Source organism: Streptomyces sp. NPDC086023 (assembly GCF_044540325.1).
Classification (GTDB): domain Bacteria; phylum Actinomycetota; class Actinomycetes; order Streptomycetales; family Streptomycetaceae; genus Streptomyces.
This window is the reverse complement of sequence record NZ_JBITRX010000024.1, coordinates 64,424-76,753: the sequence shown is the minus strand read 5'-3', so window position 1 is coordinate 76,753 and position 12,330 is coordinate 64,424. Positions and strand designations below refer to the sequence as shown.

Annotated in this window: 10 protein-coding genes; 5 read left to right on the top strand and 5 right to left on the bottom strand. The window is 73.5% G+C overall.

The genetic code is table 11. From position 1 onward, the window contains the following. Window positions 1–23: 23 nt before the first annotated feature. Together ACIF6F_RS32620 and ACIF6F_RS32615 are read right to left on the bottom strand one after the other, a co-directional pair. Entirely contained in the window at window positions 24–1,016 is a 993-nt protein-coding gene (locus ACIF6F_RS32620) for an ion transporter (protein ID WP_399955388.1), read from the bottom strand. Between the two features lie 213 nt (window positions 1,017–1,229). Next, entirely contained in the window at window positions 1,230–2,276 is a 1,047-nt protein-coding gene (locus ACIF6F_RS32615; RefSeq protein WP_399955384.1) for a M4 family metallopeptidase, read from the bottom strand. Window positions 2,277–2,466: 190 nt separating this feature from the next. Here ACIF6F_RS32615 and ACIF6F_RS32610 point away from each other — a divergent pair, with 190 nt between their 5' ends. Next, the gene (locus ACIF6F_RS32610) at window positions 2,467–3,546 is read left to right on the top strand and encodes a dihydrodipicolinate reductase (RefSeq protein ID WP_399955381.1); all 1,080 of its coding nucleotides are present in this window, start codon (window positions 2,467–2,469) and stop codon (window positions 3,544–3,546) included. Then, entirely contained in the window at window positions 3,543–4,022 is a 480-nt protein-coding gene (locus ACIF6F_RS32605; protein WP_399955378.1) for a carboxymuconolactone decarboxylase family protein, read from the top strand. The genes ACIF6F_RS32610 and ACIF6F_RS32605 overlap by 4 nt, the downstream gene beginning before the upstream one ends. 137 nt (window positions 4,023–4,159) lie before the next feature. Here the strand turns inward: ACIF6F_RS32605 and ACIF6F_RS32600 are convergent, their stop codons facing one another. Continuing rightward, window positions 4,160–5,812 (bottom strand): GMC oxidoreductase, encoded by a 1,653-nt coding sequence (locus ACIF6F_RS32600; protein WP_399955375.1) that lies wholly within the window; start codon window positions 5,810–5,812, stop codon window positions 4,160–4,162. A 592-nt stretch (window positions 5,813–6,404) separates the two neighbouring features. On the opposite strand from ACIF6F_RS32600, the gene ACIF6F_RS32595 reads away from it, so the two are divergent. From ACIF6F_RS32595 to ACIF6F_RS32585, 3 genes are all read left to right on the top strand, one after another. Further along, window positions 6,405–8,342 carry an RICIN domain-containing protein gene (locus ACIF6F_RS32595; protein ID WP_399955372.1) on the top strand — a complete coding sequence of 646 codons (1,938 nt, stop codon included), beginning with the start codon at window positions 6,405–6,407 and terminating at the stop codon, window positions 8,340–8,342. A gap of 86 nt (window positions 8,343–8,428) precedes the next feature. Further along, complete coding sequence (locus ACIF6F_RS32590) at window positions 8,429–9,082, top strand: hypothetical protein (RefSeq protein ID WP_399955369.1); 654 nt, start codon at window positions 8,429–8,431, stop codon at window positions 9,080–9,082. A gap of 270 nt (window positions 9,083–9,352) precedes the next feature. Then, window positions 9,353–9,997 carry a 1,4-alpha-glucan branching protein gene (locus ACIF6F_RS32585; RefSeq protein ID WP_399955366.1) on the top strand — a complete coding sequence of 215 codons (645 nt, stop codon included), beginning with the start codon at window positions 9,353–9,355 and terminating at the stop codon, window positions 9,995–9,997. 55 nt (window positions 9,998–10,052) lie between these two features. Here the strand turns inward: ACIF6F_RS32585 and ACIF6F_RS32580 are convergent, their stop codons facing one another. Both ACIF6F_RS32580 and ACIF6F_RS32575 read right to left on the bottom strand, forming a co-directional pair. After that, a complete protein-coding gene (locus ACIF6F_RS32580) occupies window positions 10,053–11,357 on the bottom strand; it encodes an MFS transporter (RefSeq protein ID WP_399955363.1) in 1,305 nt (434 codons plus the stop codon). A gap of 84 nt (window positions 11,358–11,441) precedes the next feature. Next, window positions 11,442–12,266, bottom strand: coding sequence for a dienelactone hydrolase family protein (locus ACIF6F_RS32575; protein ID WP_399955360.1), 825 nt, complete (start codon window positions 12,264–12,266; stop codon window positions 11,442–11,444). Between the last annotated feature and the right edge of the window lie 64 nt (window positions 12,267–12,330).

Below are 12,330 nucleotides of genomic sequence, written 5' to 3'. Positions count from 1 at the left end.
ACCGCGGCCCCCCGGCCCGGTCCTCAGCCCAGGCGGCCCGAGGTCTCCAGCGGGCGCTCACCCGCGCCGGCCGGCAGGGCCAGGCTCGCCTCCAGGTCGTCCAGCGCCCGGCGGGCCCGCGCGATCCGCTCCCGCACCTCGTCGGCGGAGCCCGGCCGCGGTGCGTCCGGTCCTGCCCCCGCTGCCGGCACCGCACCCGGCACCACGGTGATCCCGGCCGCCCCGCGCTCCTCCTTGGCCCGGGAGCGGATCCGCTCCTCCTGCCGGGCCTTCTCCTCCTTCTCCAGTTCCCTGGCCTCGTCCATGGAGTTGATCACCACCCCGATCAGCATGTTGACCAGCACGAACGAGGCGAAGAGCACGAACGACGCGTAATAGACCAGGGACAGCCGGGAGATCGCCAGCCCCGCGTGCACCGCGTCCCCGAGCCCCTCCATCATGGTCAGCAGGAACAGCGTGAGCGCCGCGCGCCCGAGCGAGCCGTAGTGCTCCGGGTCGGACCGGGCGAAGCACACCCAGCCGACCATCGCGTACACGTAGACCACCAGCGCCCCGACGAACAGGAAGCTGACCGTGCCTGGCAGACTCCGGCCCACCGCGACCAGCATCACCCGCAGCTGGGGCAGGAAACGCGCGGTCCGCAGCACCCGGGCCAGCCGGAGCAGCCGCAGCGCCGTGGCGTTCTCCTGGGCCGCCGGCACGACGGCGGAGACCACCACGACCAGGTCGAAGACGTTCCAGGGATCCCTGAAGAAAGCTTTGGGCCGGTCCGCGTGGGCACCGATGCGCAGCAGCATCTCCACCGCGAACACGGCCATGCACCCGTGCTCGGCCAGCCCCAGCACCTCCCGGTGGGCGAGGGCGAAGCCGTGGTACGTCTCCACGCCCAGCAGCGCGGCGTTGGCGAGGATCACCGCGAAGACGACGAACCCGAAGGCCTGATCGTCGGTCACCTTGCGGCACCGGGCCGCGAACCGTGCGCGGCCGGGTCCGCGCGTCGTCACCGGAGGGGTCATCGTGCACCTCGTACTGGTCACCGCTCCGCGCACGCCGCAGGCCCGGGGGCGCGGACCCGTGGGGTCCGCGCCACCCGGGCCGAGGGCGTGCGCCTGTCCAGCTCCTCTAACCGCGCACGCCCCCGGATCTCACCGCGCGCCGCCGCAAGATCCCCCGATCGGGGTGCTGCCCGAAAGGCCGCCCTAGGGGGCGCGCCCCGGGACCGGCGGGCCTCAGACCCCCGGGATGGCCCGCGCCCGGAACGCCGCGCGGACCGCGTCCGCCGCGCCCGCACCGTACATCTGCCGGGCCGTCGCGACGGTCTTGAGCGCCGCGTCCGTGAAGCTGGTGTCCGGTGCGAAGCCGAACTGCGCGTTGACGATGATCCGGTCGGCCGTCCGGGCACCCAGCGCACCGCGGATGTCGAAGAGCGCGCGCGACCAGATCTCGCCGTCCGCGTGCACCTCGCCCTCCCGGTCCGCGTACGTCTTGTCCGAGTCGGTGCGGCGCAGGCAGTGCGGGGCGGCGCTGTACGAGGCCGAGTCCCAGTCCGCGATGCACGCCAGGTCGGCCTTGAGCGGCCAGCCGTACTTCGCGTCGGCGTACGCACCGACCGTCAGGGCCAGGTAGTCGCCGAAGGCCTCGCCGATCGCACCCGCCTCGGGCGAGGTGCCGAAGCCGGGGACCTGGGCCTCGTGCACCGCGTGACCGTACTCGTGGATGATCACCTCGGCGTCCTCGGCGTCGTCCACACCGCCCTTGCCGAAGCGGATCTCGTCCTTCTTGTCGGTGAAGTACGAGTTGTCCGCGCCCCACTGGTTGATGCGGACCGGCTGCCGGCGGGCGTTCGCGCCGGGCAGCTCGGTGCCGAAGCCGAGGCTCTGCAGGTACTCCTGGGACTCGTTGACCCAGAAGTACGCCATGACCTGCTCGAACTGGTCGTCCTTGCGGGTGTACGTCGCGGCGTCCGCGACCTTGGCCGAGGAGCCGGTGTCGGAGCGGACGTAGGCCCACTTGCCCGAAAGGCCCCCGCTGCCGTCGAGGTTGCGCAGCGCGGCGAGCGCGTACGCGGACGCGGGCACGGCGGCGTCGGAGTCCTTGCCGTCGGCCAGCGTCTGGTCGCCCGAGGACTGGACCGGGTTGACCATGAACAGCCGGGCCTGCGGCGCCCCGCCGGCGGCGGCGCCGGAGACCTGGGCCGACACGGGACCGGCGGTGGTGAGCAGCGCCACGGTGGCGGTGGCCGCGGCGACCAGGCCGCGGGGTATGCGGCGAGCCATAAACATCCTCCTGATCGGGGGTGCGAACTACGCGTGCGGCCGTGATCCTCGCCTACGCAGACCCCCCTTGACCAGGCCTGGCGCACCGGAATCCGGACCCGGTGCCCGGTATGGGGGCACTCGCCCCGACAGCCGAAAATCATCGGTCACGGCACTGGGCTCCTCCGGGGCCCGTCGCTACCCTCCGCGCATGATTCCCACGGTTGTCTGGGGCACGGGCAACGTCGGCCGCGCGGCCATCCGCGCCGTCGACGCCCACCCCGCACTGGAACTCACGGCCGTCCTCGTCCACGACCCCGGCAAGACCGGCCGCGACGCGGGCCGCCTGGCCGGACTCGACCGCGACCTCGGCGTCGCGGCCACCTCCGACATCGACGCGGTGCTGGCCGCCGGACCCCGGGCCGTGGTGTACGCGGCCTCCGGCGACCTGCGCCCCGACGAGGCCCTCGCCGACATCGCCCGGGCCCTGCGCGGCGGTGCCGTCGTCGTCACCCCGGCGCTCTACCCCCTCTACGACCACCGCAGTGCGCCGCCGGAGTTCCGCGACCCGGTGCTGGAGGCCGTCAAGGAGGGCGGCGGCTCGCTCTTCGTCTCCGGGGTGGACCCCGGCTGGGGCAACGACGTGCTGCCGCTGCTGATCAGCGGGCTCGGCACCACCCTCGACGCCGTCCGCTGCCAGGAGATCTTCGACTACTCCACGTACGACCAGCCGGACTCGGTGCGCTACCTGGTCGGCATGGGCCAGCCCATGGACTACGAGCCCCCGATGCTGCTGCCGTCGGTGCCCACCATGGTGTGGGGCGGCCAGATACGCCTGATGGCCCGGGCCCTCGGCGTCGAACTGGACGAGATCCGCGAGACGCTGGACCGCCGCGCGCTGGAGACCACGGTGACCACGCGCACCATGGGCGAGTTCGAGGCCGGCACCCAGGGCGCCGTCCGCTTCGAGGTGCAGGGCATCGTCGGGGGCGAGCCGCGGATCGTCATCGAGCACGTCACCCGCATCCACCCCTCGTGCGCCCCCGACTGGCCCACGCCGCCCGACGGCTGCGGGGCGCACCGCGTGATCATCGAGGGCCGCCCCCGGATCGAGGTCACCGTCGAGGCCGCGGACGAGGGCGAGAACCGTTCCGCGGGCGGGAACGCCACCGCCGTGGGGCGGCTGGTCAACGCCATCGACTGGCTCGTCGAGGCCGGACCGGGCCTGTACGACGCGCTGGACGTCCCCCTCCGGCCCGCGGCCGGCCGACTCGGAAGGAAGCAGCCGTGATCATCGACGTGCCGGAAGGCAAGCACCCGATCGAGTACGTGTGGGGGGACATGGTCCCCGAGATCGGCATGGCCGCCTCCAACTTCTCCCTCTCCGTCTACGCCCACACCACCCTGGGGCTGCGCGAGTTCGAGGCCGCGCGGCTGCGGATCGCCCAGATCAACGGGTGCGGCTTCTGCCTGGACTGGCGGACCGACCGCGACGGGGAGAAGGTCGAGGAGGAGTTCGCCGAAGCGGTGGGGGAGTGGCGCACCACGGAGGCCTTCGACGACCGCACCCGGATGGCGGCCGAGTACGCGGAGCGGTACGCGCTCGACCACCACGGCCTCGACGAGGAGTTCTGGGAGCGGATGACGGCGCTCTACAGCCAGGCCGAGATCGTGGAGCTGACCATGAGCATCGGCTCGTGGCTGGCCTTCGGGCGGCTCAACCGGGTCCTGGGGCTCGACACCGTGTGCGTACTGCCCACGCACTGAGCAGCCATGGCCGCGGAGCCCGTCACGGCCGCGGCGCCCGTCACCGGCGCGGCCGGGGGCCGTCCCAAGGCCGCGCCCACGGGGCCCGGGTCCGGCGGTGTGCCGGAACCGGGCCCCGTGGCGGCCTGCCGGGCCGGTCAGAGGTCTTCGGCGATGATCCGCTCGATGTTCCGCTCCGCCAGCGCCGTGATGGTGACGAACGGGTTGACGCTGGTGTTGCCGGGGATCAGCGCGCCGTCGATCACGTACAGGCCCGGGTGGCCGTGCAGCCGACCGTGGTTGTCGGTGGCCTTGCCCAGGACGGCGCCGCCGAGCGGGTGGTAGGTGAGGTGGTCGCCCCAGATCTTGTTGGCGCCGAAGAGGTCGGTCCGGTAGATCGTCCCCTCCTTCGAGTTGATCTTGTCGAAGATGGTCTTCGCCGCGTTGATCGACGGCTGCTTCCAGGCCGTCTGCCAGCTCAGGTCGACCCGCCCGGTGGCCGCGTTCCAGCTGAACTCGGCGCGGTTCGGGTTCTTGGTGATGGACAGGTAGAAGGAGGCGTACGTCTCGATGCCCGTGGGCAGCGGCGCCACCTCGGCGAAGGCGCCGCCCGCCGCCCAGTTGTCGATGCCGCCCGTGGGCATGGACGCCTGCAGCTTGCCGGTGGCGTCCCACATGTGGTTGGCGCGGCCGCACATCACGTTGCCGTTGTCGCCCCAGCCCTTGCCGATCTCGCCGTTGAGACCGGGCAGCGCCCCGGTGGCCTTGAGCCGGACGAGGAGCTTGCTGGTGCCCACGCTGCCGGCCGCGAAGAACACCCGGTCGGCGGTGACGGACTTGGTGGCGGTGGTGTCGCCGCTGGTGTTGATCTGGTCGATGGCCACCGTGTAGCCGCCACCGGCCGCGGGGCTGACCGAGGTCACCTTGTGGAGCGGGGAGATGGTGACCCGGCCGGTGGCGCGGGCCTGGGCGAGATACGTCTTCTGCAGCGACTTCTTGCCGTGGTTGTTGCCGTAGAGGACCTCGCCCGCGAGGGCGGACTTGGGGACGGCTCCGGCGGCCTCCTGCTTCATGTAGTCGAAGTCGTAGACGTTGGGCACGAAGACGAAGGGGAAGCCCGAGCGCTGGGCGTGCTTGCGGCCCACCCGGGCGTACTGGTAGCAGGCGGCGCTGTCGAACCAGGCCGGATCGATGTGGTTGACCCCGAGTCCGGAGTTGGCCCGCGGGTAGTAGACGTCGTACATCTCCGCGGCGTCGACCGTGGGGAGGATGGCGCCGAAGTTCTCGCGCCTGGGCGTGACGGCCATGCCGCCGTTCACCAGCGAGCCGCCGCCGACGCCGCGCCCCTGGTAGACGGTGATGCCCGCGAACTCCTCGGCGTCCAGGATGCCGGTGTACCGCGGTACGTCCTTGTCGAGGGGGAAGCCCAGGAAGTTGCTCAGCGGCTGCTTGGTGCGGGTGCGCAGCCAGTAGGAACGCTGGTCGGGCGAGGTCGTGTTGGCGAAGACGTTGCCGTCGGAGCCGGGGGTGTCCCAGGACATGCCCATCTCGATCATGTGGACGTCGACCCCGGCCTGGGCCAGGCGCAGCGCGGCGACCGAGCCGCCGTAACCCGTCCCGATGATCAGTACGGGGACATGGGCCCCGGGGTCGATGACGGTGGCGCCGACGGCGGTGGGGATCGCCGCGGTGCCCGCCGCGGAGGCACGGCCCGACCAGGCCGCGACTCCAAAAATAGAACCTGTTCCAGCGATGAATCCACGGCGGGAGAGGCCGCTGGAACCGCTGTCGCGCATGGGGGAATCGCTCATGTGGGGTTCCTCACTCTCTGGCGGAGTGGGAACAGGTTCTACTGCTGGGCATGAATTAAGTCACTACATACCCGTTGGTAACTTTTGTCCGTACCTGACATGGATCGATGGCAGCGTCCAGCCGCCCCGGACCGGTGTGCGGCGGCGATCGGCGAGGCCTCGCGATGGTCGGTGATCACCGCTGCGTAGTCGCGGAAATTCACGAGGTGAGCAAAAGGTGAATCTTTGACTGAATTCCCGTCAACAGACCTTCACCGACTATCTCGATCAGATAACGACATCCTTAAAAAGGCCTGGACCAATCACGCGCGACGCGCGTAACTGCCTATTTTTTAAAGTGAATTGACGGTTCATCAAATCTGGTCCGCAGGTAACGGATTGGATTCAGGGCGGGCTTTCCCGTTTGTCCGAATTCACTGCGGAGAACCTCTGGCAGGCTTCCCGGCACCCAGTTCCCTGACCCCGGATTGAGGTGCTCATGTCTACGCATCGGAAACTGAAACAGCGTCAGAAAAGCCGTCATCAGCGGAAGCCGCGCCGGCTCATATTCGCGACGCTCGCCACGGCCGCAGCGGGGGTGATGGCGGCCGGCATGTTCTACGGAAACGTTCTGGAGGGGGCGCAGGCCGAACCGCTCGCGCCGCGTGCCGGAGCCGTCGCCCCCGCCGGGCCGGCCGGCGCGCCGGCCCGCGACGCGGAGCCCGCGCCGCTCAAGGCCGTACCCGCCGACCAGCCCGCCAAGGGCCTGGTCTTCGACGGCCTGGCCGCCGCCCCCAAGGGCGACCGCTGCGCCGGTGTCTACCGCACGGACGCCGGCCACTGCACCCACGGGCCCGACGCGCCGCCCAAGGGCGTCGACATCAAGAAGCAGGTGCCGCCCGCGGTCAAGACGACCGCCCTCGCGGCCGACCCGACCCGTCCCGGCTCCGCGGCCAAGGCCGGCGGGCGTCCTCAGGACGCGCCCGCCACCGCCGACGCGCAGGCCGCGAGCGGCAGCGCCGCCTCCGCGCCCGCCCCGGCCGCCGGCCAGCGCGCCGTGGCCGCCGGCCCGGCCGGGCAGACCGTGCAGTGCGACGGCGACGGCAGCACGGGCAACCGCGTGCAGGTCGTCTACGTCCACGGCCCCGGCCGCGACCGGTTCTCCCAGTACGTCGCGTCGTTCCGCAAGTGGGCCGCCGACGCCGACCTCATCTACTCGGCCAGCGCCCAGGAGACCGGCGGCGTCCGGCACATCCGCTACGTCACGGCCGCGGACTGCACGCCGACCGTCCTCAACATCGAGCTGCCCGACTCCGCGCTCTCCGAGTTCAGCGCCACCAACCGCGCGCTGGCCGGCAAGGGCCTGGACCGCCGCGACCGCAAGTACATGATCTTCGCGGACACCCAGGTCTACTGCGGCATCGGCACGTTCAACGGCGACGAGCGGCCCGGCCAGAACAACCTGAGCAACTTCGGCCCCTCCTACGGCCGTACGGACTCCGGCTGCTGGGGCGGCCACACCGCCGCCCACGAACTCGGCCACAACCTCGGCGCGGTGAACAACAGCGCCCCCAACACCAGCCGCGGTGCCCACTGCACCGACGAGTACGACGTCATGTGCTACTCGGACACGCCGTACTACCCGCAGATGCGCTACGTCTGCAACAACCAGGCGAAGGAGAACATCCTCGACTGCAACCACGACGACTACTTCCACACCAGCCCCCGCGCGGGCAGCTACCTCGCCACCCACTGGAACATCGCCGACAACCAGTTCCTGATGCGCGGCAAGGGCGGCGGTGGCGGCGGCACGGACCCGAACCCGGACCCGACGCCCACCCCCACCCCGACCACGCGTCCCGGCACCGGCCCCGACGTCAAGGTCGGCCAGATCCGCTCCGACGCCGCCGTGGCCGGCTGGGCCAACGTCTCCGGCGCCGCCTGGTACCAGGTGCTGCTGAACGGCCGCCACCTGACCTGGACGCAGGGCACCGCCGTCCGCATCTACAACCTGCGCCCCGACACCGCCTACACCGTCGCGGTCTCGGTCCGCGACGCGGCCGGCCGCGACAGCGGCCCCGGCAAGGCCACCTCCTTCCGCACCGCGAAGGCCGGCGGCGCGGGCACCGCGCCCGGCGCCCGCTACCTGCTCGGCAACGGCAGCACCGGCATGACCGCCGAGATCTGGGGCGGCCGCACCGCCGACGGCACGGTCCTGGTCGGCTCCGCCGCCACCGGGTACGCCCAGCAGCAGTGGTACTTCGACGACGCGGGCAACGGCCTCGTCCGCATCCGCTCCGCCGCCTCCGGCAAGTGCCTCCAGACCGGCGGCGCCCCCTCGGCCGGCATGTGGACGGCCCAGCAGCCCTGCCGCGCCGTCACCGCCCAGCAGTGGAAGGTCGCCGCCCGCGGCAGTGCGGTCACCGTCACCGACCGCTCCGGCGCCTACGCGCTGACCGTCGGCAGCCGCCCGTACTACGGCGCCTGGCTGCTCGAACTCCAGCCGAAGGACGGCCGCGCCGCCCAGCTCTGGACGCTGACCAGGGCCTGACCCACAGGCCCGTCGCGGGCGGCCGTTCGGGGGGACGGCCGCCCGCCCCCACCCCTCATGTCCCGTCTCCCCCGGAGAGCACCGCCATGCCCGTACGAACCACCGCACTCCAGACCGCGCGAAGAACCGCCCGGTCCGCCGTCCTCGTCCCCCTGGCCGCCACCGCGACCGCCGTGGTCATCGGCCTCCCCGGCCTGGCCCGGGCGCACGGTGACACGCTGAAGGTCGAGGTCACCGGCAACCGTGAGGGCCGGGTGACGGCCGTCATCACCTGGGAGAACGACAACGACCCGCTCGACGAGCCGGTCGCCGGCACCGTCAACGCGGTGAGCGCCGACGGCGCCCGCCTCCAGGGACCCTGGCGGCTGGTCGCCGACCCCGGCACCCCGAACGGCTGGACCACCAAGGAGGCGCTGCCCTCCGGCACCTGGAAGGTCTCCGTCGACGCGGCCTTCCCCGGCCTCGGCCACGCCGAGCGCAGCCTGACGGTCAACCCCGCCGGCACCGGAGCCTCCGCCCCGCCGGCCGGCCAGGGGCCGGGCGCCGAACCCGTACGGACCACCGCGCCCGTCGCCGCGCCGCCCGCGAAGGGGCGGCCCGTCACCTCGGAACCCCGGCGGACCGGCCGCACGTCGGCCACCTGGTGGACCGCGGCCGGCGTGGTCGTCGCCGCCGCCGCCGGTGCCGCGGTGGGCGTCCTGGTACGCCGCGCCCGCGCCCGGCGCGCCGGCCGCGGGTGACACCCGGCCGGCGCGGCGACACCGGACCGCCGCCCGCGACGGGCGGCACGACAGGCGCCCCCCGCCGCGCGTGACGCCGGACCGGCGCCGCCCGGCGACCCGCCGAACCCGGTACGGGATCCCGCCCCCGCCACCCCGTGCGCCCGACACCCCTGGGCGTATCGGGGGCGGTGGCGCGGCCCCGAAGGGCTCCGGTCGCGGGGGAGTTCGGCGCGGATGCGAAGCTGGTGCCGACCGGCTCCATCCACGACGACGGAGGAGGACGCGGCCATGGCCGTCATCCACCACACGACCCTCACGCCGACCAAGCTCGAACTGGTCGCGGCCTGGCTGCCCTCCCGCCCCTGGTACCGCGGCGGCGAAGCCGGCCCCGAGCCGGCCAAGGCGGGCGGCTTCCGGCTGGACGACCCGGAGGGCGAGGTGGGCATCGAGTTCATGGTGGTCAGTGACGCCTCCGCCGGCGAACCGACCGCGTACCTGGTCCCGCTCACCTATCGAGGGGCCCCGCTGGACGGCGCGGAGGACGCCCTCGTCGGCACCATGGAGCACGGAGTGCTCGGCAGGCGCTGGGCGTACGACGGCTGCCACGACCCGGTGCTGGTCGGCCAGTTGCTCGCGCTGGTGGAGGGCCGCGCGGAGGCCCAGGCGCAGAGCGACAGCGACACCCCGGACCGCGACGTCACCCGCGCGCTCACCGGCGGCCCCCTCGCCGGCCCCGCCACGGCCGCCGACACCGCCGAGGGTACGGTCCTCAGCCTGGCGACGGGCGCCACGCTGCACCTGAACCGCGTCCTCACCCCCGCCACCCCGCTCCCGCCGACCGCGACGGGCCACGTCTCGGGCGTCTACCGCCCGACCCCGGACACCACCACCCCGACGGTCTTCGCGGTGGTCCACCCCGAACCGGGCAACTGACGTCCGCCCCGCCCACGGCGTCTCGGCAGGCCCGCCGGCAGCGCGCAGGAACGCTTCACCGCGCCGGCGGGTGCGGACCGCGGCCCGGTGAGCGGGGCCGGAGCGTCGAGAGGAGGTGGCGGGCCAGGGCCGTGGTCGCGAGGGCCGTGACCAGGGCGCAGACCGGCCACCAGCCCCAGCGCGCGTACAGGTGGGTGCCGAGCCAGGAGCCCGCGCTGCCGCCCACGTAACCGCAGGTCATGTAGGCGGTGTTGAGACGGCCGCGGGCATCCGCGCGGAGCGCGTAGATGCGTACCTGGTTGGCGACCATGCCCGCCTGGAGGCCGACGTCGAGCAGCAGCGTGCCCACCACGAGCGCCGCCAGGCCCACCGCGCCGCCCGCGGCGCCGAGGCCCAGCACCAGGCCCGTGGCGGCCACCGCGAGCAGGCAGACCAGGTTGACCGCGTCGGGCCCCCGCCGGTCCACCAGCCGGCCCGCGACCGGGGTGCACGCCATGGTGGCCGCGTTGACCAGCGCCAGCGCCCCCACCGCCGGGGCGCCCAGCCCGTACGCCGGGCCGGTGAGCAGCAGCGCGACGGAGGTCCACACGGCGGTGAAGCTGCTGAACACCGCCGTGTGGTACCAGCAGGACCGGCGCAGTTCGGGCTCCGCGCGCAGCAGCCGCAGCGGCTCGGCGAGCAGCGCCGGGTAGCGCTGCCTCGACGGCGGCACGGTGGCGGGCAGGGCGCGGACGAGCAGCAGCGCGACGGTCAGCGACAGGGCCGCGGCCAGCAGGTACGGTGCCCGCCACCCGAACCACTCGCCCATCGTGCCGCCGAGGGCCCGAGAGATCAGCATGCCGCCGAGCGAGCCGCTGAGCATCGTCCCGGTCACCCGCCCCCGTCGGCCCTCCGGCACCAGGCCGACGGCCAGCGGGCCGATCACCGGGGCGACCACGGTCGCGGTGCCGACGAGCGCGCTCGCACCGACCAGGGCCGGCAGCCCGGGCGCCGCCCCCGCGGCGAGCAGGCCCAGCCCGGTCACGCCGAGCAGGGTGACGATCAGCGTGCGGTGCGGGATCCGGTCGCCGAGGGGCACGAGCAGGAAGATGCCCGCCGCGTACCCGGACTGACAGGCCGTCACGGCCAGGGTCGCCGACTCGGGCGTGACCCCGAGCCCCGAGGCGATCAGGGGGCTGATCGCCTGCGGGAAGTACACGTTGCCCACGGCGACCCCGCAGGCGAGCGCGAGCAGCGCGAGCACGACCCGGCCCGCCGCGGGAGCTGCGGGGGCCGGCGCCGCCCGGCCCGGCGCGGCGGCGGCCGGTCCGGGGGCCCCGGGGGCCGGGTCGCACGTGTTCTCGTGGTCCGTCGTCCTCATGGACCGAAGTCCACGCCACGGCGTGCGCTGTGCCAATCGAATTACCGTCCCGGGACGGCCGGGACGGCGCGCCCCGGCCGGCGGTCAGGCAGTCGGCAGCAGCCGGCTCCCCAGGTGGTCGAGCACCTGGTCCAGGGCCGCCCGGGTCGGTTCCCCGGGCCGGTCGACCAGGTGCTCGGTGAGCACCGAGTGCGGCGGCAGCACGCCCGCCGGATTGGCGTACCGGGGATCCAGCTCCACCGCGACGAAGCCCTCGCCGAGCTCCCGCCTGAGGTACGCGAACCGGTCGCCCGGCACGAACCGGTCACCCCGGAACCGCAGGCCGAGGACGCGCAGTCCGTCCCGCTCGCAGCGGTCCCGCACCACGGCCAGCTCCTCGGGCGAGATGTCGATGCCGCAGGCCTGCCGCCGGGTCCACGGCACGGGCAGCGAGGGCTGCGAGAGCACCGGGGCGAGCAGCCGGTCGTCCGTCGCCATGGCCAGCGCGAACCCGCCGGTGAAGCACATGCCCACCGCACCGACGCCCGGCCCGCCGCACCGCCCGTGCTCGTGCGCGGCCAGCGCCCGCAGCCAGGCCACGGCGGGGGAGGAGCGGCCGGTGGCCAGGACGGTGAACTCCCGGCTGACGCACACCGCGGCGATCGACGAGGCGGCGTAGGCGAAGCCGGCGAGCCGGCCGCGGGCGTCCGGGTGCGGGTCCCGGCCGGGTTTGCCGAAGAGCACGGGCAGCACCGCCGTGCAGCCGAGCGAGGCCACGCGCTCCGCGAACGCGAGCACCTTCGGCGTGATGCCGGGGATCTCCGCCATCACGATCACGGCGGGTCCCGAGCCGTGCCGCAGGACCTCGCGGGTGGTGCCGTCGTGGGTGAACTCCTCGCGTGCGAAGCCCTTGAGGTCGTGATCGGCCACCGGGTACCGCCTTTCGTCAGCCGGGAGGGACGGGGAACTCGGGCTGGTTCGGGAAGGGACGGTA